General features: G+C 66.2%; 17 protein-coding genes. 5 read left to right on the top strand and 12 right to left on the bottom strand.

Features of this window, described 5'->3' with window-relative positions; all coding sequences use genetic code 11:
• Positions 1 to 813, top strand: an 813-nt coding sequence (queG, locus tag Q0O40_RS09345; RefSeq protein WP_295528967.1) for a tRNA epoxyqueuosine(34) reductase QueG, incomplete at its 5' end; no start/stop codon positions are given.
• On the opposite strand, the gene Q0O40_RS09340 is transcribed toward queG, so the two are convergent.
• The 5 genes from Q0O40_RS09340 to Q0O40_RS09320 all read right to left on the bottom strand — a co-directional run bounded on the left by Q0O40_RS09340 (position 797) and on the right by Q0O40_RS09320 (position 9,653).
• Entirely contained in the window at positions 797 to 2,023 is a 1,227-nt protein-coding gene (locus Q0O40_RS09340; RefSeq protein ID WP_295528965.1) for an NAD(P)/FAD-dependent oxidoreductase, read from the bottom strand. The two genes, queG and Q0O40_RS09340, sit on opposite strands and share 17 nt — an antisense overlap.
• 89 nt (positions 2,024 to 2,112) lie before the next feature.
• Positions 2,113 to 6,813 carry an NAD-glutamate dehydrogenase domain-containing protein gene (locus Q0O40_RS09335; protein WP_295528963.1) on the bottom strand — a complete coding sequence of 1,567 codons (4,701 nt, stop codon included), beginning with the start codon at positions 6,811 to 6,813 and terminating at the stop codon, positions 2,113 to 2,115.
• A gap of 133 nt (positions 6,814 to 6,946) precedes the next feature.
• Positions 6,947 to 7,948 carry an LLM class flavin-dependent oxidoreductase gene (locus tag Q0O40_RS09330; RefSeq protein WP_295528961.1) on the bottom strand — a complete coding sequence of 334 codons (1,002 nt, stop codon included), beginning with the start codon at positions 7,946 to 7,948 and terminating at the stop codon, positions 6,947 to 6,949.
• Positions 7,945 to 8,859 carry a hypothetical protein gene (locus tag Q0O40_RS09325; RefSeq protein ID WP_295528959.1) on the bottom strand — a complete coding sequence of 305 codons (915 nt, stop codon included), beginning with the start codon at positions 8,857 to 8,859 and terminating at the stop codon, positions 7,945 to 7,947. Before Q0O40_RS09325 ends, Q0O40_RS09330 begins: the two co-directional genes overlap by 4 nt.
• Positions 8,860 to 8,894: 35 nt before the next feature.
• Positions 8,895 to 9,653 carry an alpha/beta hydrolase gene (locus tag Q0O40_RS09320; RefSeq protein WP_295528957.1) on the bottom strand — a complete coding sequence of 253 codons (759 nt, stop codon included), beginning with the start codon at positions 9,651 to 9,653 and terminating at the stop codon, positions 8,895 to 8,897.
• 96 nt (positions 9,654 to 9,749) lie between these two features.
• Here Q0O40_RS09320 and Q0O40_RS09315 point away from each other — a divergent pair, with 96 nt between their 5' ends.
• Positions 9,750 to 11,051 (top strand): glycosyltransferase family 39 protein, encoded by a 1,302-nt coding sequence (locus Q0O40_RS09315; protein ID WP_295528955.1) that lies wholly within the window; start codon positions 9,750 to 9,752, stop codon positions 11,049 to 11,051.
• On the opposite strand, the gene Q0O40_RS09310 is transcribed toward Q0O40_RS09315, so the two are convergent.
• The gene (locus Q0O40_RS09310; protein ID WP_295528953.1) at positions 11,015 to 13,195 is read right to left on the bottom strand and encodes a bifunctional diguanylate cyclase/phosphodiesterase; all 2,181 of its coding nucleotides are present in this window, start codon (positions 13,193 to 13,195) and stop codon (positions 11,015 to 11,017) included. The genes Q0O40_RS09315 and Q0O40_RS09310 overlap by 37 nt on opposite strands.
• Positions 13,196 to 13,414: 219 nt before the next feature.
• Here Q0O40_RS09310 and thrS point away from each other — a divergent pair, with 219 nt between their 5' ends.
• The 3 genes from thrS (at position 13,415) to Q0O40_RS09295 (ending at position 16,828) form a co-directional block, all read left to right on the top strand.
• The gene (gene thrS, locus Q0O40_RS09305) at positions 13,415 to 15,406 is read left to right on the top strand and encodes a threonine--tRNA ligase (protein WP_295528971.1); all 1,992 of its coding nucleotides are present in this window, start codon (positions 13,415 to 13,417) and stop codon (positions 15,404 to 15,406) included.
• 87 nt (positions 15,407 to 15,493) lie between these two features.
• A complete protein-coding gene (locus tag Q0O40_RS09300) occupies positions 15,494 to 16,420 on the top strand; it encodes a hypothetical protein (RefSeq protein ID WP_295528951.1) in 927 nt (308 codons plus the stop codon).
• A 78-nt stretch (positions 16,421 to 16,498) separates the two neighbouring features.
• Positions 16,499 to 16,828, top strand: a complete 330-nt coding sequence (locus tag Q0O40_RS09295) for a hypothetical protein (protein WP_295528949.1) — start codon at positions 16,499 to 16,501, stop codon at positions 16,826 to 16,828.
• Between the two features lie 4 nt (positions 16,829 to 16,832).
• On the opposite strand, the gene Q0O40_RS09290 is transcribed toward Q0O40_RS09295, so the two are convergent.
• The 6 genes from Q0O40_RS09290 to sufC all read right to left on the bottom strand — a co-directional run.
• Entirely contained in the window at positions 16,833 to 17,204 is a 372-nt protein-coding gene (locus Q0O40_RS09290; protein ID WP_295528947.1) for an iron-sulfur cluster assembly accessory protein, read from the bottom strand.
• 23 nt (positions 17,205 to 17,227) lie between these two features.
• A complete protein-coding gene (locus Q0O40_RS09285; protein WP_295528945.1) occupies positions 17,228 to 17,704 on the bottom strand; it encodes an SUF system Fe-S cluster assembly protein in 477 nt (158 codons plus the stop codon).
• Positions 17,701 to 18,921: a cysteine desulfurase gene (locus Q0O40_RS09280; RefSeq protein WP_295528969.1), complete on the bottom strand. Its 1,221-nt coding sequence runs from the start codon at positions 18,919 to 18,921 to the stop codon at positions 17,701 to 17,703. The genes Q0O40_RS09285 and Q0O40_RS09280 overlap by 4 nt, the downstream gene beginning before the upstream one ends.
• A 74-nt stretch (positions 18,922 to 18,995) precedes the next feature.
• Positions 18,996 to 19,730: a SufD family Fe-S cluster assembly protein gene (locus tag Q0O40_RS09275; RefSeq protein WP_295528943.1), complete on the bottom strand. Its 735-nt coding sequence runs from the start codon at positions 19,728 to 19,730 to the stop codon at positions 18,996 to 18,998.
• Positions 19,723 to 20,070 (bottom strand): hypothetical protein, encoded by a 348-nt coding sequence (locus Q0O40_RS09270; RefSeq protein ID WP_295528940.1) that lies wholly within the window; start codon positions 20,068 to 20,070, stop codon positions 19,723 to 19,725. The genes Q0O40_RS09275 and Q0O40_RS09270 overlap by 8 nt, the downstream gene beginning before the upstream one ends.
• On the bottom strand, positions 20,067 to 20,631 hold a 565-nt coding region (gene sufC, locus Q0O40_RS09265), incomplete at its 5' end, for a Fe-S cluster assembly ATPase SufC (protein WP_295528938.1). The genes Q0O40_RS09270 and sufC, both read right to left, overlap by 4 nt.

Raw genomic sequence — 20,631 nt, 5'->3', positions numbered from 1 at the left:
AACGATCCGATGGCGCTGGCCGAGGTGGGCGAGCGCGCGCGCATTTCGGTTTACGCGCAGGGCGGCGATTACCATGACGTGATCAAGCGGGGCCTGAAAGCGCTCGCCCGCTGGCTGGTGGCCGAGGCCCCAGACGCCGCGCTCAAGGTGTTCGTCGATACCGCGCCAGTAATGGAAAAGCCGCTCGGCGAGGCGGCCGGTATCGGCTGGCAGGGCAAGCATACCAATCTGGTCAGCCGCACGCACGGCTCGTGGCTGTTCCTTGGCGCGATCTACACCGCGCTTGAGCTTCCCCCCGATGTGCCGCATGCCGATCGCTGCGGCTCTTGCCGGGCGTGCCACGATGCCTGCCCGACCGATGCTTTTCCAGCGCCCTACATGCTCGATGCGCGTCGCTGCATTTCCTACCTCACGATCGAACACAAAGGCCCGATCCCGCCCGAATTCCGCGCGGCGATGGGCAATCGCATCTATGGCTGCGACGATTGCCTCGCGGTCTGCCCGTGGAACAGTTTTGCCCAAAGCGCCGCCGCCAATGCCGCATTCCTGCCCCGTGCCGAATTGGCCGCGCCGCGCCTTGCCGATTTGCTTGGCCTCGATGACGCCGGATTTCGCCGCGTGTTTGCCGGATCGCCGATCAAGCGCATCGGGCGGGCGCGGATGGTGCGCAATTGCCTGATCGCGGCGGGCAACAGCGGCGACCCGGCGCTGGTGGCCCCGGTTCAGGCCTTGCTCGCCGATCCCGACCCGGTGCTGGTCGAAGCCGCGCAATGGGCATTGGATCAGTTGGCGAAAATCAGGCCATCTCCTTGAGCGGCACGGCGGCGTCCGCCAGCAACGCAGGAGCAATCTGCGCGCCGGTCTCGACCAGCTTGCGCCCCTGCACATAGTCTTTGACCATGTTGACGCAGTCGAGCGCGATGACTTTGCCCGCTTTCAGGTAAATCACGGAAAAGCTGCGCGTGGCCGGATCGCCGCGCAGCACCGCCGCATCATGCCCGGTGGAGAGGCCGACCGTCTGGAGCTTGAGGTCGTACTGGTTCGACCAGAACCATGGGGTGGCATGATAGGCCACTGGCGCGCCGCAGATTGCCTTGGCCGCCGTCGTCGCCATGTCATTGGCGTTCTGGACCGATTCGAGCCGGATCACCGCGCCTTCGGCAAAGGCGCTGGCATGCGCCGCGCAATCGCCGATCGCGTAGACATCGGGCAGCGAAGTGCGGCAAAAGGCATCAACCATCACCCCGTTGCCGCCCTCGGCCCCGGCCGCCAGCAGCGGCGCGACCGCTGGAACAATCCCGATGCCGACAATCACCAGATCGGCAGGCAGCACGGTGGCATCGGCCAGTTGCACGCCCGTCACCTTGCCGTCGGCGCCAACCAGATAATCGACCATCGCGCCGGTGCGCAGATCGACGCCGTGGGCGCGGTGCTCGGCCTCGAAGAACGCCGAAAGCGGTTCTCCCGCCACGCGCGCGAGCACGCGCGGCAAGGCTTCGAGCAAAGTCACCTCGCAGCCCAGCTTGATCAATACCGCTGTCGCTTCGAGCCCGATATAGCCGCCGCCAATGACCACCGCGCGGCGTGCGCCGGCATCAAGCTCATGCATGATCTGATCGACATCGGCGCGCGTGCGCACGGCATGGACCCCGGCCAGATCGGCCCCCGCACATGTCAGCCGGCGCGGATCGCCGCCTGTGGCCCAGATCAGCGAACCATAGGCAATGGCCGAGCCATCATCCAGCGTGACCGACTTGGCCCCCGCATCGAGGCTCAGCACTTCGCGGCCCAGCATCATGTCGATGTGCTTATCCGCCCAGAACTGCAGCGGACGGATGTAAAGCCGCTCGAACGGCTTGTCGCGGGCCAGATATTCCTTGGAGAGTGGCGGACGTTCGTAAGGCGGCTCGCTTTCGCGGCCGATCATCCGGATCGACCCGGCAAACCCATTTTGCCGCAGCGCCATCGCGGCCTGCGCCCCGCCGTGCCCGGCCCCCACAATCACCACATCTGCCCGGTCCATGCGCGCATCCTTTATCCTGCGCGCCGGATTGGACAATTTCAGGCATCCGTCAACCGCTCAGCCGCACTTTGTCCTGCGGAGCCAACCCCCTACCTCGCCAGCAACGCGCGCGCCTGGCTGGCGATCTGCGCCAGCATCGCCGGGGCGACCGCTGCGGTGGCTTGCGCCCGCCCGGTCAGCGCCCGGAAAATGCGCACCGCTGCGGCCTGATCGGCAAGCCACCTTGCGGCAAAAGCCTCGGGATCGCGGCCCTCGGCGCGCGCAAGGAAATCGAGCCGCATCTGCTGAAAATCGCGCGCGAGGCCCGCCACCAGCAAACGCTCCCATGGGTCCGAAGGGTGCATGCCCGCCGCCGCCTGCTGCGCCCAATCGAGCCCGAGCGCAGCGCCGAGCGCAGAGAACGCAGCGGTGAGCGTCACCATGGCAAAGCCCTGCTCGCCCCCCAGTTGCGCAAGGCCGATCGCGCCGCCCATTTCGGCCAGATGCACGACCCGCCGCGTGACATCGGCGGGCGCGCCGGCAACGGCGAGATCCCGCGCCAGCCGCTGCGCCTGAACTTTCGCTTCGCCCTGGAGCACGTCGTCCATCGCGGCGGAAAGCTCGCCGACACGCAGCGCGAGATCGGCGATCAGCACGCCGGGCACCAGATGGCCGCGCGCCGCGCGCAGCACATCGCCGATGTGGCCGCGCAGCGCCTCGGCAACCCGCGCATAAAGCGCGAGGCGGGTCTGCTCGGGCATGGCGGCGACATCGAGCTGATCCCAGATGGCCCGTACATCGAGCAGGCGCTCGGCGGCGATGAACGCGGCCGCCACCTGGGCCAGACTGGCGCCTTCTTCCTCAACCAGTTCGAACGGATGGACCGGTCCCAGCCGATTGACCATGCGGTTGGCAATCTGGGTCGCGATGATCTCGCGGCGCAGCCGGTGCTGCGTGATATCCTGCGCAAAGCGCATGCGCATCGCCGAAGGAAAAGCGGCGGACAATTCATCGGCCAGCGCGGGATCATCGACCACCGCACTTTCTTCGAGCGCGCGTTGCAGCACCAGCTTGGCGCTGGACATCAGCACGGCCAGTTCGCTGCGGGTGAAGCCGTGCCCGGCGGCGGCGCGGCGCAGCATGTCCTCGCTCCCGGCCAATCCTTCGGTCTTGCGATCCAGATCGCCGCTTTCCTCCAGCACATCGACCAGCCGCGCAAATGCGGGCGCGGCGCGCGGCCCGGCGCGCTCGGCGATGGACAGCGCCAGCGCCTGCAGGCGGTTATCCTCCAGCACCAGATGCGCGACTTCGTCGGTCATCGCGACCAGCAGCTCGACCCTGCCCGGCTCGTCAATCCGCCCTTCGCGCTTGGCCGAAGCGAGCGCTATCTTGATATTGACCTCGTGATCCGAGCAATCGACCCCAGCGGAATTGTCGATGAAATCGGTGTTGATCCGCCCGCCGCGACCGCTCGCGCCAGCGAGCGCAAACTCGATGCGCCCGGCCTGGGTGATGCCCAGATTGGCCCCCTCGCCGATCACGCGGGCGCGCACTTCGCCGCCATCGACGCGCAGGCCATCATTGGCCGGATCGCCGACCTGAATGTTGTTTTCGCCCGCTGCCTTCACATACGTGCCGATCCCGCCGAACCACAGCAGATCGACTGGCGCGCGCAAGATCGCGGAGATCAGCGTTTCGGGATCGAGCTCGGCCGCCGTCACGCCCAGCAGGGCGCGCACTTCGTCCGACAGCGGGATAAGCTTCAGCGCGCGCGAAAAAACGCCGCCGCCGCGCGAAATCAATGCCTTGTCATAATCATCCCAGCTCGACCGGGGCAGCGCAAACAGCCGCGCGCGCTCGTTCCAGCTCACCTGCGGTTCGGGAGCGGGATCGAAAAACACATGGCGATGATCGAACGCGGCGACCAGCTTGAGCGATTTTGACAGCAGCATGCCATTGCCGAACACATCGCCCGACATATCGCCGCATCCCGCCACCAGCACCGGCTGGCTTTGCACATCGAGATCCATCTCGCGGAAATGGCGCTGCACCGAAAGCCATGCGCCCCTGGCGGTGATGCCCATCGCCTTGTGGTCATACCCTTTCGAGCCGCCGCTGGCGAAAGCATCGTCGAGCCAAAAGCCGGCTTCCTCCGCAATCGCGTTGGCCGTGTCGGAGAATGTCGCGGTGCCCTTGTCGGCGGCGACCACGAAATAGGGATCCTCGCCGTCGCGGATGACCACGCCTGCTGGGTGGACGACTTTGCCGGCGACGATATTGTCGGTGAGCGAGAGCAGCGTGCGGATGAACACCTGATAGCTCGCCTTGCCTTCGGCAAGCCAGCCCTCGCGGTCGCGCGATGGATCGGGCAGTTGCTTGGGATAGAATCCGCCCTTGGCCCCGGTCGGCACGATCACCGCGTTTTTCACGCGCTGCGCTTTCATCAAGCCCAAGACTTCGGTGCGGAAATCATCGCGCCGGTCGGACCAGCGCAGCCCGCCGCGCGCCACCGGCCCGGCGCGCAAATGGATGCCCTCGACCCGAGGGCTGTAAACGAAGATCTCGCGCCACGGCACCGGGCGCGGCAAGCCGGGCACCAGCGCCGAATCGATCTTGAACGCAAGCGCCTCGGCCGCCGCGGGGGCAAAGGCATTGGTGCGCAAGATCGCCTCGACCAGCGCGCGAAAGGCGCGCAGCAGCCGGTCGTCGTTGATCGCGGCAACCCCGGCCAGCCCGGCGCGGATCTGCTCGGCGTATTTGGCTTCGCCCTCTGCCCGATCGGCCTCAGCGCCGCCGCCGGCGAACGCCGGATCATGTCGCGCAAGGAACAGCCCGACCAGCCCGCGCGTCACCTGCGGCGCATTGCGGAGCGCATCGACCGCCGTGGCGATCGAGAAATTGAGGCCCGCCTGGCGCAGATAGCGATACCACGCGCGCACCCAGTTGGTCCCGCGCCGGGTGAGCGCGGCGGCCACGATCAGCCGGTTGAACGGATCATCCTCGTCCTCGGCATTGAGCACGGCGGCCAGCGCATCCTCGATTTGCCGCGAACGCCCGACGAGCGCAGCAGCATCGACCCCGGCGGGCAGCGCGACGAGGAAATCATGGATGAAGCCAAGCCGCCCTTTGTCGAGCGCGGTCGGTATTTCCTCAAGCACGCGAAAGCCGAAGTTTTCGAGCACCGGCACCGCATCGGACAAGACGATGGCGCCCTCGCGCTGATAGAGCTTGAGGCGCAATCCCTCCTCGCCGCGCAGCCGGTGCATCCGCGCGGCGCGGCGCGGCGCGCCGGCGGCGGTCAGCGCGCGCAGGACGCGGATATCTTCGGCGGCTTCTGCCGGGCCATAAGCGGCGCGGTATCCCACCGGAAAGGCATCGGCATAGCGCGCGGCCAGCGCCGCGCCCCGGCTGGGGTCATCGCCCTTGGCCAGCTCCGCCTCGACCGCCGCGCCCCAGCCGCGCACCATGGTCTGCAGCGCCGCATCGAGATCGGCTTCATCGACCGCGCCATCGCCTTCACGAATATCGAGCACGAAACGGATCTGCGCCAGCGCGCTGCTATCGACCGACAGGCTCCAATCGAGCACGTCCGCGCCGGTCGCGTTTTCCAGCATGGCCTGCACCCGCAAGCGCACCTCGGTCGATTGCACATCGCGCGGCAGCCAGACGAAGGCGAGCAGATGGCGCGCCAGCGGCACTTCGACCAGCGCCAGCCGCGCGCGTGGCCGATCGAGCAGGCTCATCATCGTGGTCGCGATGCGCTCCAGATCGGCGTCGGCGAAGCTGATCAGCAGATCGTGCGGCAGCGCGGTGAGCGCATGAACCAGCGCCTTGCCGCCATGCCCGGTGGTGCCGAGCCCGAACTTGTCCAGCAATCCCTGAAGCTGGCTGCGCATGCGCGGGATGCGGTCAGGCGGTGTGGCCAGCGCGACGCTGGTCCACACGCCGGCGTGGACCGAGAGCGCGACAACCTGCCCGGCTTCGAGCACTGGCACGATGAACAGATCGAGCGGCACGCGCCGATGCACCAGCGCGATGCGATTGGCCTTGACGATCAGCGGCGCGCGCGGTGCCTCGACGCCGCGTTCGCCGCCGCGATCAAACCAGGCAAAGGCCCGGGCATACGAGGCATCGGCGAGCAGCGGGGCCGCGCTGGCCCGGCAGATGCCGAGCGCGGCGTGGCTGCTCCCATCTCTGCGGCGCACGACATGGCCAAGCTGGGTCAGCATGCCATCGGCCAGCCAGCGCAGTAGCGCCGCACCTTCCTGATGCGCCAGAGTGCGCGCATCCTCCTGCATCGCGGCCTGCATCCGCGGCCAATCGGCCACGGCGGCATGAACATCGGCAAGCGTGGCCTGCAGCGCGGCGGATAGCTCGCGCCGCACCCGCGCATCGACACGTTCGGTTTCCATGTAGACCATCGATTCGCGGCGCTCGCCAATCGCATCGCCTTCGGGCAGCGCCAGCAGCGCCCCGGCAGGGTTGCGCCGCACCGCCACGACCGGATGGATCAGCCGGTCGATGGCGAGCCCGAGCGCGGTGATCGCGCCCGCCATCGAATCGACCAGAAACGGCATGTCATCATTGATCACCGCGATGCGCAGATAGCGGTTGCCCGCCTCGCTCATGCTTTCGATGGCAATGGCAGGCGCAGACCCTTCGCGCTGCGCCGCCGCCGCCAGCGTGAACCGCGCCGCTTCGGCGATCCGCGCCGCATCGAAATCGGCCGCCTCTTCGGGCAGCAGCGACACCGCGAAGCGGGCCGCAAGAAGGTCTGCGAGCGGCGCTTCGGCAAATGGCGAGGTGGTCATGATGGGTCCTGCTCCGCAGCGTTTCTAAGGACGATCGCCCGATCTGCCTGATCTGTTTGTTCGCAAGCTAGCGCACGCGGGTTACAGAGCGGTGATCTGACGCTGCCGTGACTACGCAGCAACGGCGCGGCGATTATGCCGCCACCGGCTGTGCCAGCGGCTGCACCGCGTGCATCGTCAGTTCGAGCGAGCGGCGGCGCAGCGCGGGGTCATACGTCGCGCCCGCGACGATCAGTTCATCGGCCTGGGTGCGATCCGCAAACGCGCGCAGCTTGTCGCGCACAGTGGCGGGGCTGCCGATCGCGCTGACGCGGCGCAGGTTTTCGAGCATGGCAACGGCGGGCGGCGGCAAGCTCTCGCGGTATCCGGGCACCGGCGGCGGCAGCTTGCCCGGATCGCCCGAACGCAGGCGCACGAAGGACTGGTCCATCGAGCTGGCGAGCAGCGCGGCCTCGTCGTCGCTATCGGCGGCGATCACGTTGATCGCGGCCATCACATAAGGCCGGTCCAGCACTTCCGATGGCTGAAACCGCTCGCGATACAGACGCAGCGCGGCATCGAGATGATCGGGCGCGAAGTGCGAGGCAAAGGCATAAGGCAGGCCGAGCATCGCCGCGAGCTGCGCGCCGAACAGGCTCGATCCCAGAATCCACAACGCGGGGTTTGCGCCAATCCCCGGGGTCGCCTGCAACGGCAGGCGGGGATCGCCCTGAAACTGCAGCTGCAGCTCGACCACATCGGACGGGAAATCTTCGGATGCGCGGTTCACATCCTTGCGCAGCGCGCGCACGATGCGCTGGTCGCCGCCCGGCGCGCGGCCTAGCCCCAGATCGATCCGCCCCGGAAACAAGGCATCGAGCGCGCCGAATTGTTCGGCAATCACCAGCGGATTGTGATTGGGCAGCATCACCCCGCCCGCGCCCAGCCGGATGCGCGAGGTGGCGTGGCCGACATGCGCCAGCACCACCGCGACCGCCGCGCCGGCCAGCCCGATCATCCCATGATGTTCGGCAACCCAGTAGCGCGTGTAACCCAGATCCTCGGCCGTGCGGGCCAGCAGCGCCGCCTCGGCAAACGCCTCGCTGGTCGTGCCGCCTTCGCGGATCGGAACGAGATCGAGCACCGATAGCTTCATGGGCGTTTCTCCGCAGCAGCAGGCACAGGTGATGCCGGTTTTGGGCCAAGCTGGTCAAGGTAGTTCTGCGCGGCTTCGGCCTCATCGCTCCCCGGCGCAAGCGTGATCACCGATTCCCACGAGCGCCGCGCGGGTTCATCACGCCCATCGAGCACCGCGATGACGCCTGCTTCGAGGCCGATCGCGGGATCGCGCGGATCGAGCCGCGCGGCGATTTCGATGTCGTGCTGCGCCTGGACCAGATCCTTTGCCCGCCGCGCAAGTGTCGCCGAAAGCAGCCAGCCTTCGGCGTGATCGGGTGCGAGCCGGTGCGCCTCTGCAAGCGCGGGGCCCGCCTCGTCCATCCGGCCCAGCGCCACGAGCGCGCGCGCACGATCCGCCTGCATCGTGCCGAGCGTTGCCGGGTCGGCGCCTTCCTTGAGCGCCAGCGCCTGATCAAACCAGCCGAGCGCGCGCTCGGCCGATCCCGCGTGCAGCGCCGAACTTCCCGCGAGCGCCAGCATCGGCACTTTGGCGGCGGGCAGACCCGCTGCCATATCGGCCGCGCTGGCGGCAAACGTCGATTCCGCTGCGGCGAAATCGCCTTGCCCGGCGAGGATCAGGCCGAGGCATTGCCGGGCCGCGACGCGCGCATCGGCGGCGATGCTTTCTGCCAGCCAGGCCCGCGCGGCGGCCAGCCCGGCAGCCGGATCGGTCTTGGCAGCGGCGAGGCATTGGGTCAGCCGCCCCGGCTGGCGCGCGGGCGCGGTGGTCGGAGCGGTATCGGCGGGCGCCCGGCGGCGCGGGATGGGCAGCGGCGATGCCCCGCGCGGCGAGGGATTGGGGCCGACCTGCATCAACGCGGCGCGATCCGGCGCAGGATCGCGCGCCAGAATGGGCAGGGGCAGATCGGGCAGAGCGAAAATGAACAAGCAGCGATCCTTATTCTCGGCCTTTTTTTCGGCCCTTAACCGGCCAGCGCCAGCAGTTCGCCGAGCGTGGCCAGCAGCACCGCGATATCGCCTTGGCGCGAGAGCCGGTGATCGCCATCCTTGATCAGGTGCACCTGCACATCGGATGAACGCAGCGCGCGCGCCAGCCGCAGCGATATCTCCCACGGTACATCGCCATCGGCCTGCCCATGGATCAGCCGCACCGGGCCGCTGAAGGCGATCTCGCCGCCCAGCCGCAGCTGCTTCTGCCCGTCCGCCCAGAAGCCGGGATAAGTCGGCGTCGGCTCCGGCCCATAGGGATTTTCGGCCCAGACGATCTGGCCGGCGCAAAGCGCGGCGGCATCGCCGGGGGCAATGCCCCAATCGGTAAAATCGGGCGCTGGGGCGAGCCCGGCCAAGCCCGCCACCACATCAGGCAATGCTTCTACCACCAGCAGCATGAGCCAGCCGCCCATGCTCGATCCGCACAGAACTGCGCGGCTGATGCCTTTGGCCCGGATCAGGGCGACCACTTCGTCGCGCCAGCGCGACAACGTGCCGTTTGAAAAATCGCCGCTGCTCTGGCCGCAACCCGAATAATCGAGCAGCAGACAGGCGCGGCCTTGCGCGGCGGCCCAGCGCAGCAGCGCCTGCGCCTTGCCGCCGCTCATGTCAGACTTGTAGCCTGGCAAGAACACCACCGCCGGGGCCATGCCCGGCAAAAAGCGATGCGCAATCTTGCGTCCATCGGGGCCATCAAACCAGGCGAGCGGGGCGGCAGCTTCGATATCCATCGCGCCGTGTTAGACCTCTCGCGCAGGGATGTGAACAACCACAGCCTTCTGGCGCGCTCCTCTGGCATCATCGGCCGCGCATGCTAGACATCGGCCATGCCCGATCGCCTTTCCCGCCTGCTCGTCTGGTTCGGCCAAAGCCGCAGCGCGCTCCTTCTGCTGTTTGCCGTTTTCGCCGGTCTGCGCGCAGCCGCAATTGCGCTCGATGTGACGCCAAGCTCCGACGCCGACTGGTACTATGCGCGCGCCGATATGCTGGCGCGGGGGCTGGGGTATCTCAGCAATCAAGGCGTGCCGACAGCCTATTGGCCGCCGGGCTGGCCGCTGGCGCTCAACGCGGCGTTCCGCCTGCTGGGGACATCGACGGTGACCGTCGGCCTGTTCAATCTGGCCTGCGCGCTGATCGCCGGCTGGCTGACGCTCGATCTGGGGAGGCGGATCTTCGGGTCGGAACTGGCCGGGCGCACCGCGCTGCTGCTGCTGGCCGTCTATCCCAATTCGATCCTCTATGTGCCGCTCGCGCTCACCGAGGTATTTTATACCACACTGCTGCTCGCCGGGTGCTGGCTGCTGATTGCGCGCAAGGGTGTGCTCCGGTTGGTGCTGGCAGGCGCGGTGTTCGGCTTTGCGATGCTGGTCAAGACGCAGACCTTGATCGTGGTGCCCCTGATATTTGCCATTGGCCTGTGGCGCGAAGGCAATGTTTTGCGGCGTGTTCCGGGCATTATCGGGCGCGCGGCGATCCTGTTTGCCTGTGCGGCGCTGGTCGTCGCGCCGTGGACTTTGCGCAATCACCGCGAATTGGGCGCGTGGATTCCGGTCTCGACCAATGGCGGTATCACCTTGTTGACCGGCAACAACGATAGCGCGCGCGGCGGGTTCACCCCCGATGATCCGCTGGTCAAGGCGCTGGATGCGCGCACCGATCTCGACGAGCTGGAATACGACGCCGAGGCGGCGCGGCTGGGCAAACAATGGATCCTGGACCATCCGGGCCGCTTTGCGATGCTCATGCCGATGAAGCTGTGGCGGCTGTGGGGCCCCGATGGCGAAGGGGTGTGGGCTTACGAAACCGGATCGCCGGCCTACAAGGCCGCACCTTGGGCGTTCACGGCGCTGCGTGCGGCAAACCAGCTATGGTACTTCGCGCTGCTCGCGCTGTTTGGCCTTGGCGGCTGGCTGATGGTCCGCGCGCGCCGGGCCGCGCGCGAACGCATCATCGACTGGTGGCTGGTGCCTTATGGCATCGCGCTTTATCCCAGCGCCATCGCGATGGTGTTTTCAGGCCAATCGCGCTTTCACTATCCGGTGATGCCGTTCATCTGCATGATGGCAGGCTGGGCGCTGGCGACCGCGCTCGATCAGGCAGCGGCGCGCTCGGCTTTGGCGCGCGCATAATACAGGGTCACTTCGCTGGCCTCGACCGGCCGCGAATAATGATAACCTTGCAAATGCGTGCACCCGGCGAGGCGCACCGGCTCGACCAGCGAAAGCTCGCTGACGCCCTCGGCCACCACTTCAGCACCGATGCGCAAAGCCATCGTGACCGCCGCATCGAACACCGCGCGGCTGGTGGGATCGGATTCAAGATTGCCGATCAGCTCGCGGTCAAGCTTCAGCCGGTCGAACTGGAACGTGCGCAGCAAGCACAGCGAGGAATAGCCGGTGCCGAAATCATCGAGCGCGATCTTGCAGCCCGCCTGGCGCAAGAGCTCCAACGTGATCACCGCGCGCTGGTTGCGCTCGATCGAGACCGATTCGGTCACTTCGAGATAGAGCCGGTGCGGATCGATGCCATTGCGCGCGCAGCAACTGAGGAATGCCGCGACGAACCCTTCCTGCTGAAGCTGGAGCGGCGAAAGGTTGATGCTGAGCTCCAGATCGGGCCACTGACGCAGATCGGAAAGCGCGCGCTCATAGATCCAGCGCCCGAGCGGCACCATCAGCCCGCTGCGCTCGGCCGCCGGGATAAAGCGCGAGGGCGGCACATCGCCGTGCCGTGGATGGTTCCAGCGCACCAGCGCCTCCACCTCGTCGGGCGAGCCGTTCACCGCGTGGATCGGCTGATAGACCATGCGCAGTTCTTCGCGTTCGAACGCCTCGCCCAGATCGCGCTCCAGCGCGCGCTCGATCTCGTGCTCGACCAGCAGCTCGCTGCCAAAGGCGGTCGCTCGATTGCGCCCCGTGTGCTTTGAGGCATAAAGCGCCAGATCGGCGCGCAGCAGCAATTCATTCTCGGTTGCCGGGCTCCAATGGCCGGCCGCGTCGCGCTCCGCCGCAACGTGGCCGAGCGAGAGGGTGATCGCGATCTGGCAGCAGCCAAGGCTGAACGGCAGGCGCATGGCCGCCACGAGATCGCTGGCCAAAGTCGCCGCGTTCTCTGCCTCGCCCAGCGCGCGGCAGACCGCAAATTCATCGCCGCCTAGCCGCGCAACAAAGGCGTTCGGCCCCAGAACTTGGGTCATCCGCTCGCCGATCAGCGAGATCAGGCGGTCGCCCGCCGGGTGGCCATAGTCATCATTGACATATTTGAAGCGGTCAACGTCGCCGAGCATGACCACGAACCGGTCCGCCGGAGAGGAGCCGAGCATCTTGACCAGCTTGTCGACAAAGGCGCGCCGATTGGGCAGCCCGGTCGCGGGATCGGTATAGGCGAGGCTTTGCACGGCATGGGCGTTTTGCCGAAAGGTTTCGAGCGCATCGGAAAGTTCGCTGATCTCGCGCAGCGGCGAGCGTTCGATCGCAACCTCCAGATCGCCCGCCGCAAGCCGCCGCAGCGCATCGTGCATGCGCCGCAGCGCGGGGAGAACGTTGCGCATCAGATCGAAGCAGATCCCCGCCGCCAGTATGATGATGCAAAGCCCCGCAAGCCCGACCATCATATTCCAGCTATCGACCGCGCGGTCGAGACTGGCGAAGTTTCGGTCGCGGCGCGCGTTTACCGCGGCTTCGATCTCGCTGACGGCACGGGCGAGCCGGACATGGAACCGCTCCATCGCGGTGCGCCGGTGCGGACCGAACGCCTTGCCGGGGGCGCCCTCAAGCAAGGTTGAGACCGCCGCTTCGAGCTGGCCAAACACCGGCTGGTTGCTGGCCGCGCGGTAAAACGGATCACCTTCGGCGCGGATGTCGTTGAGGCCATTGGCAATCGCGATGGCCGCATCGGTGAGTTGGTCGCGCTTGAGGATGGCTTCGGCCTCGCTGCGCGGCTGGACCAGCGCTGCTCCGGCGAGGCGGAACTGTGTTACCGCGTCGCCAAGCTGGCGCACATGATCTGCTTGCGCCACGGATTCGCGATAGCTGGCACTGGCGCTGCGCAGATCAACCGCGCGCTGCTGCGAGACGATCTGCAGGCTGATCATGCTGATCAGAATCAGCAGCAACGCCCCGGTGATGCGCCGTTCGAAGCTGTGAACCATAGCGCTCAACAAACGTTTACCACCAAGATCGGGGACCTTCAGCCGCTTGGCCTCAACCGATGAGGCGGCGCCAAGCAAGGCTGCGGCGCGCGAGAGCGGCGTCGGTGAAGTGGTGGTTGCCATAGGAGAACTACGTAGGTTCCGAATGGTTAAAGACGCGTAGCCGCCATCGTCTCAAACCCGTCATTTTGGTCCCCGACCAGATGGTTGGCGCGAGGTCCTCCAACCGCTGGCCGACAATGCCCTTCCGGCGCGCGCCGGTTTCTGCCAGAGCGGCGTTAACGCCGGTATACGGTTTCCCGGCGCGCCGCTTGCGGCGAGAGCACCCCTGTGAGAAGCATGATGTCAGACCTGTTCAAGATCAGCCTGCCCGACGGATCGGTCCGCGAAGTGGCGCACGGCACCACCCCGGCAGACATTGCCGCAGCGATTGGCCCGGGGCTGGCCAAGGCCGCGATTGGCGCGCGCGTCGATGGCGAGATGTTCGATATCATGCGCCCGTTCGAAGGCGATGCCGCGCTTGCGCTGATCACTGCGCGGGACGAGGCCGACGCGCTCGAACTGGTGCGACACGATTTCGCGCACGTGCTGGCCGAAGCGGTGCAGGCGCTGTTTCCCGGCACGCAGATCACCTTCGGCCCGAGCACGGACGACGGGTTTTATTATGATTTCGCCCCGCAGGAACGCGCTTTCACCGAGGACGATCTGCCCGCCATCGAAGAAGCGATGCGCGCCATCATCGCCGCCGATAAACCGCTGCGCCGCGAGGTGTGGACCCGCGCCGATCTGATCGCGCGCTGGCAGGAACAGGGCGAGACGTTCAAGGCCGAATGGGCCGCCGAACTGCCCGAGGATGAGGAACTGACGGTCTACTGGTCGGGATCTGACTGGCTCGACATGTGCAAGGGTCCGCACCTCGCCTCCACCGGCAAGCTCGATCCGGCGGCATTCAAACTGACGCGGGTTTCGGGCGCGTATTGGCGCGGCGATCAGAGCAAGGCGATGCTCAGCCGCGTCTATGGCACCGGCTGGCTCAGCAAGAAGCAGCTCGATGCGCACCTTGTCCGGCTGGAGGAGGCCGCCAAGCGCGATCACCGCAAGCTGGGCGCGGAGATGGACCTGTTTCACCTGCAGCAGGAAGCCCACGGCAGCGTGTTCTGGCACCCCAAGGGTTTTCGCATCTACCGCGAGCTTGAAGCCTACATGCGCCGCGCGATCGACGGCGCGGGCTACCGCGAGGTCAAGACCCCGCAAGTGATGGACGCGCGCCAGTGGGAGCAGTCCGGCCACTGGGGCAAGTACCGCGAAAACATGTTCGTCATCCCCGACGAAGTGCCCAACACCGAGGATGAAGGCCCGGTGATCAGCGGCGAGGCCGACTGGATGGCCTTGAAGCCGATGAACTGCCCGGCGCATGTGCTGATCTTCCGGCAGGGGCTCAAGTCCTACCGCGACCTGCCGCTGCGCCTTTATGAGAACGGCTGCTGCCACCGCAACGAACCGCACGGCGCGCTCCACGGATTGATGCGCGTGCGCCAGTTCACGCAGGATGATGCGCATATCTTCTGCCGCGAGGACCAGATCGTGAGCGAGGCGCGCGCATTTTGCGCGCTGGCCGACCGGATCTACCGCGACTTCGGGTTTACCTATGCGATCAAACTCGCGCTGCGCCCCGAAAAGCGCTTCGGCTCGGAAGAGATGTGGGATCAGGCCGAGGCCGAGCTGCGCGCCGCGGTGGTCGAAGCCGGGCTGGCGACAGCGCAATACGGCTGGGAGGAGCTGCCTGGCGAAGGCGCGTTCTATGCGCCCAAGCTCGAATGGCACCTGACCGATGCCATCGGCCGCACCTGGCAGGTCGGCACCTTGCAATCAGACCGCGTGCTACCCGAACGGCTCGACGCGGCCTATGTGGGCGAGGACGGCGACAAGCACCGCCCGGTCATGCTCCACCGCGCCATCTTCGGATCGTATGAGCGCTTTATCGGCATTCTGATCGAACATTATGCCGGCAAATTGCCAACGTGGCTGGCCCCGGTGCAGGCAGTGGTCGCCACGATCGTTTCGGATGCGGATGGCTATGCGCTGGCCGCCACCGAGCAATTGCGCGCTGCTGGCATCCGCGTTGAAAGCGATCTGCGCAACGAGAAGATCAACTACAAGGTGCGCGAACATTCGCTGCAGAAGGTGCCGTTCCTGCTGGTGGTGGGCAAGCGCGAGGCGGAGGAAGGCACCGTGGCGATCCGCGTACTGGGCGAGCAGGCGCAGAAGTTCATGCCGCTGGACGCGGCGATTGCGTTTTTGCGCGGCGAGGCAACCCCGCCCGATCTGCGGTGAAAGAGGAGGCAACGCGGGGGTAACGGTGAATTAAACCGTTGCCGGGTATGAACGGGCTCGACTGCAACCAGAGTCCGGAACCAGCCTATGTCGATGCATTTCCGCGCGATTGCCCAGCAAGCCGCCGCCAATGGCGAAATCGATGCCGAAGAAGTTTTGCAATTGCGCCGCGCGGCATGGCCCGATGGGGTGATCGACCCCGACGAGGCCGATGCCATCCTGACGATCAACGACCTTGTCTTGAACAAGGGCCCCGAATGGACCGATTTCCTGATCGAGGCGGTGTGCGAATATATGCTCCGCACGGACGAACCGCGCGGCTATGTCAGCCCGGCCAAGTCCGCGTGGCTGATCGCCGCGCTTGACCGCGACGGCCAGCTCGATTCGATGACCGAGCTCGAACTGCTCGTCCGCGTCATGGAAAAGGCATTGGGCACGCCTGATGAATTGAAAGCTTATGCGCTCAAACAGATCGAGCGCGCGGTGGTCTTCGGCACCGGCCCGACCCGCGATGGCGGCGCGCTGCACGCCGGATCGATCACCGAGACAGAGTGCCAATTGCTGCGACGGATCATCTTCGCCAGTGGCGGCGATGGCCCGGCCCGGGTGAGCAAGGCCGAGGCTGAGATGCTGTTCCGCGTCAAGGATGCCTCGCTAGGCGCGGTCAATGCGCCCGAATGGGAGCGTCTGTTTGTGCAGGGCGTGGGCAATGCCGTTCAGGGCTGGCAGGCCGCGCAAGGCCTGACGCGCGAACGCGCCGCCGAACTGGAAGCGTTCATGAACGATCACACCAGCCGGGTGGGCTCGTTTCTGACGCGCATGGCCCGCTTTGAGCGCCCGCGCGCGGCCGCGGCGGCGCGCGACACCTTTGGCGAAGCGCAAGCCGATGGCGCAGTCTCGCCGGCCGAGCAGGGCTGGCTCGACGGCCTGATCGGCGCAGACGGCGAGACCGACCCGCTTGAGCGCGCGCTGCTCGTGTTTTTGAGCGAGAATGCCTGCAAGGGCGAAGATTAAGCCGGTGTTAGCCATGCTCGGCCTTAGAAATATTTACCGTCTCTGCCCCAAACCATAAGGGCAGACACGGGGGTTATAATGCAAACATTGGCCAGAATGTCCGAGCGGGGGCCAACCCGCGACAGCCGCCGGCTTGAGCGGATCCGCGCCGCGATCCATAGCGGGGCGGCGGGTCTGCGGCTGGTTGATGTATCTGCGTTTGGCTGTCAGTTCGAAGGCGGCGCGCTGGAAGATGGCCGCGTCGGCCAGTTTGTCGAAATCGATTTCGGCAGCGATATCATAACCCGCGCAATCATTCGCTGGTCAGAACCCAACCGCATGGGACTTGAATTCACCCGCCCGCTCGCCGGAGCGCAAGTCGACAAGGTGGTGCAAACCCCGACCCGGGTCAAATTGCGGCGGCTGTGAACCGTCAGATCGTGAAGCTTTCACCGCAACCGCAGCTGCCCTTGGCGTTCGGATTCTGAAACACGAAACCGGCGGTGAAATCGTCTTCCTGCCAATCCATCGTGCTGCCGATGAGATAGAGCACCGAGCCGCCATCGATGAAGAAGGTGCCGCCGGGCGTTTCGATCCGTTCATCCATCGAATCGGCCGAGGCGACATAATCGACCGAATAGGCAAGCCCGGAACAGCCCCGGCGCGGGGTGGAAAGCTTGACGCCGATGGCATCGGCGGGGGCCTGCGCCATAAGCTTGGCAATCCGCGCCTCCGCAGGGGCAGTGAGGATGACAGCTGCGGGTCGCTTGCGCGCAGTGGACCGGGTCTTGGTTTCAGTGGTCATGGTAGCACCTATATAGGGGGCGGTCAGAGCATTCCCAGTTCAAGCTTGGCATCGTCGCTCATCTTGGCCGGATCCCATGGCGGATCCCACACCAGATTAACCTCGGCATCGCGCACCCCGGGCACCGCGCCCACGCGCAGTTCGACCTCGGCGGGCATCGTTTCGGCGACCGGGCAATGCGGCGTGGTCAAAGTCATCGAGACGACCACCGCACCATCATCGCCCACATCGACACCGTAGATCAGGCCCAGATCATAGATGTTGACCGGAATTTCGGGATCGAAAATTTCGCGCAGCGCTGCGACCACATTCTCGTAAAGCTCGCCGCCCGGCCCGCCGGGGGCAAGATCGACTGGCTTTTCGGCGAGAAACCCGTCGAGGTAATCGCGTTGGCGCGGGGCCGCTGCCGCCGGAGTTTCATCGGGCTCCGGAATATCATCGACCCGCGCCCGGCGGGGCGGCTGCACGCCATCCACTTCTTCGATATCAAAATCGCTCATCCAAAGATCCTCATCGTCCGCTCGATGCCGCGCACCAGCGCTGCCACATCGCTTTCATCGCTGTAGATACCAAAGCTGGCGCGCGCGGTGGCGGGCACGCCGAGATAGTCCATCAAAGGCTGCGCGCAGTGATGCCCGGCGCGGATCGCCACGTTTTCCTCATCGAGGATCGTGCCGAGATCGTGCGGGTGCACCCCCTCCAGCGCGAAGCTGACGATGCCGGCGGCGTTTTCCGGCCCGAACAGTCGCACCGAGTTCATCCGCCCCAATTCCGCGCGCGCCAGCCGAACCAGCGCCGCCTCGTGCGCATGGATCGCATCGAGCCCGGCGGCAGCCACGAAATCGGCCGCCGCGCCAAAGGCAATCGCCTCAACAATCGCGGGAGTACCCGCCTCGAAGCGCTGCGGCGGCGGGGCAAAGGTGGTGCCCGCGAACGACACCCGGTCGATCATCGAGCCGCCGCCCTGATAAGGCGGCATGGCTTCGAGCAATTCCGCCCGCGCCCAGAGCGCGCCGATCCCGGTCGGCCCATAAAGCTTGTGGCCCGAAAACACATAAAAATCGCAATCGAGCGCGGCGACATCGACCGGCAGGCGCGCGACCGACTGGCACCCATCGAGCAGGAGCTTGGCCCCCACGGCATGCGCCAGATCGGCGGCGCGGCGGGCATCGAGCACGCTGCCCAGCACATTGGAGATATGCGCCAAGGAAACCAGCTTATGCGCCGGGGTGAGCATCGCCTCTGCCGCATCGAGATCGATCTGGCCGTCTGGCGTCAGCGGGCAAACATCGATGACGAGGCCGGTTTGCTGCTGGATCAATTGCCAGGGCACGATGTTGGAGTGGTGCTCCAGCTGCGAGAGCAGGATACGGTCGCCGGGCTTCAGCGTATGCAGCCCCCAGCTCTGCGCCACCAGATTGATCGCTTCGGTCGCGCCGCGCGTGAACACCACCTCGTTTTCAGCGCCGCCGATGAGGCCCGCGACTTTGCGCCGCGCGGCTTCATACGCCAGCGTCATATCGGCCGAGCGGGAATAAACTCCGCGGTGCACCGTGGCATAATCCGCGCCCATCGCGCGCGCCATGGCATCGATCACCACTTGCGGCTTTTGCGCGGTGGCAGCGGTATCGAGATAATGCCAGCGGCTGCCATCGCGATTGACGAGGCCGGGCCAGTTGTCCCCTTCCCGCTTGCGGGAGGGGTTAGGGGTGGGCAGAGCGGTAAGCTCTGCATCAGGCCCACCCCCGGCCCCTCCAGCAAGCGGGAGGGGGGAAGAATACAGCACGTCGTTCACAGCATTGCTCCTAGCGCGTTCAGCGCTGCTTCGGTCAAAGCCTCTTCATCCGGCGCACTTACGAAGGCTTCGGCGATGAAGGCCTGCAGCATCAGCTTCTTGGCGTCCGCCGGGGCCAGCCCGCGCGATTCGAGGTAGAACAGCCCCCCGGCATCGAGCTCGCCCACCGCGCAGCCATGCGCGCACTTCACATCGTCGGCATAGATTTCAAGCTCGGGCCGCGCATTGGCCGTGGCGGTGCGATCGAGCAACATCGCGCGCACCGACTGCGATCCGTCGGTGCCGATGGCACCGCGCGCAACATGGACTTTGCCCAGATAGGTGCCGGTGGCATGGCCGCCGAGGACCGAGCGCACGGTCTGGCGGCTCACCGCATCAGGCTCGAAATGATTGACCTGCGTCACGATTTCGAGCGTCTGTTCGCCCGCGCCAAATTGCGCCGCGCCGAAATCGAACTGCGCGCCCTTGCCCAGATCGACGGTCACGCCGATCCGGCCATAGGCCGCGCCGGCATTGAGCACGCGCAGATCGAAGCGCGCGCCTTCTTCGAGCACCACGGCGATCTCGCGCACGTCATTGCCGGAGGCGGCGGCGACAATGCTCAGCGATCCGCTTTCTCCGGCGGCGACGCGCAAGCTTTGCGGCGCGATCGGCCATAACGTGGTCAGCGCGGCGATATCGGCATAGCGATAGGCCTCATCATGCCGGGTGGGGAGTGCCAGACTACTCATGCGGCGTCTCACAGCGCACGAGCGGGAACAGCGCTTCGGGCTTCTTGCTGCCGCTGCGGTCCAGCACGCGCAGGGTCAGCGTCTTGCCGTCCGGCGCGAGGAGATAGTCAATGGTCAGCACCACGCCGAAATCGTCGTCGCCTTCGCGCACGACAATATGCTGCGCATCGACGATCTCGACCGATTTGACAGCGCCCCAGTAGTCACCTTCGGTATTCAGCGGACCCGTTACCTTGCGGCGCGCATACTTGTCGGCGCAGGCCGCAGCAGACGGCGCCCAATCGCCATGGAACGCGGGCGGCATCGCGGCGGCAGCAGCCAGAACGAGCAGCGCGCTCATGCCGCCACCGCCTCGTAGCCTTCGCTCTCGAGCTGGAGCGCGAGTTCGGGGCCGCCGGTTTTGACGATGCGCCCGCCCGCGAGCACATGGACGAAATCGGGCACGACATAATCGAGCAGGCGCTGATAGTGCGTGATCAGGATCACCGCCTTGTCGGCCTTGCGCATGATCGCGTTGATCCCGTCGCCGACAATCCGCAGCGCATCGATATCGAGCCCGCTGTCGGTTTCATCCAGGATCGCGAGCCTGGGCGCAAGAATGCCCATCTGGACCATCTCGGCGCGCTTTTTCTCGCCGCCCGAGAAGCCGACGTTGACCGGCCGCTTGAGCATTTCCATGTCGAACTTAAGCATCCCGGCCTGCTCGCGCGCGAGCCGCAGAAACTCGGCCCCCGACAGCGGCGCCTCGTCCCGGTGTCCGCGCTGGGCATTCAAGGCCTCGCGCAGAAACTGCACGTTGGAGACACCAGGGATCTCGACCGGGTATTGGAAGCCAAGGAACAGCCCTGCGGCGGCGCGCTCATGCGGCGCCAGCGCGAGCAAATCCTGTCCGTCGAACTCG

Source organism: Novosphingobium sp. Chol11, from assembly GCF_945870625.1.
Classification (GTDB): domain Bacteria; phylum Pseudomonadota; class Alphaproteobacteria; order Sphingomonadales; family Sphingomonadaceae; genus Novosphingobium.
This window is presented reverse-complemented; position numbering and strand designations above follow the sequence as displayed.

Bases quoted from the DNA above. Each gene is read 5' to 3' on its own strand.
- Q0O40_RS09340 (WP_295528965.1), bottom strand. From the start codon at position 2,023: ATGGACCGGGCAGATGTGGTGATTGTGGGGGCCGGGCACGGCGGGGCG.
- Q0O40_RS09335 (WP_295528963.1), bottom strand. From the start codon at position 6,813: ATGACCACCTCGCCATTTGCCGAAGCGCCGCTCGCAGACCTTCTTGCG.
- Q0O40_RS09330 (WP_295528961.1), bottom strand. From the start codon at position 7,948: ATGAAGCTATCGGTGCTCGATCTCGTTCCGATCCGCGAAGGCGGCACG.
- Q0O40_RS09320 (WP_295528957.1), bottom strand. From the start codon at position 9,653: ATGGATATCGAAGCTGCCGCCCCGCTCGCCTGGTTTGATGGCCCCGAT.
- Q0O40_RS09315 (WP_295528955.1), top strand. From the start codon at position 9,750: ATGCCCGATCGCCTTTCCCGCCTGCTCGTCTGGTTCGGCCAAAGCCGC.
- Q0O40_RS09310 (WP_295528953.1), bottom strand. From the start codon at position 13,195: ATGGCAACCACCACTTCACCGACGCCGCTCTCGCGCGCCGCAGCCTTG.
- thrS (WP_295528971.1), top strand. From the start codon at position 13,415: ATGTCAGACCTGTTCAAGATCAGCCTGCCCGACGGATCGGTCCGCGAA.
- Q0O40_RS09300 (WP_295528951.1), top strand. From the start codon at position 15,494: ATGTCGATGCATTTCCGCGCGATTGCCCAGCAAGCCGCCGCCAATGGC.
- Q0O40_RS09295 (WP_295528949.1), top strand. From the start codon at position 16,499: ATGCAAACATTGGCCAGAATGTCCGAGCGGGGGCCAACCCGCGACAGC.
- Q0O40_RS09290 (WP_295528947.1), bottom strand. From the start codon at position 17,204: ATGACCACTGAAACCAAGACCCGGTCCACTGCGCGCAAGCGACCCGCA.
- Q0O40_RS09285 (WP_295528945.1), bottom strand. From the start codon at position 17,704: ATGAGCGATTTTGATATCGAAGAAGTGGATGGCGTGCAGCCGCCCCGC.
- Q0O40_RS09275 (WP_295528943.1), bottom strand. From the start codon at position 19,730: ATGAGTAGTCTGGCACTCCCCACCCGGCATGATGAGGCCTATCGCTAT.
- Q0O40_RS09270 (WP_295528940.1), bottom strand. From the start codon at position 20,070: ATGAGCGCGCTGCTCGTTCTGGCTGCTGCCGCCGCGATGCCGCCCGCG.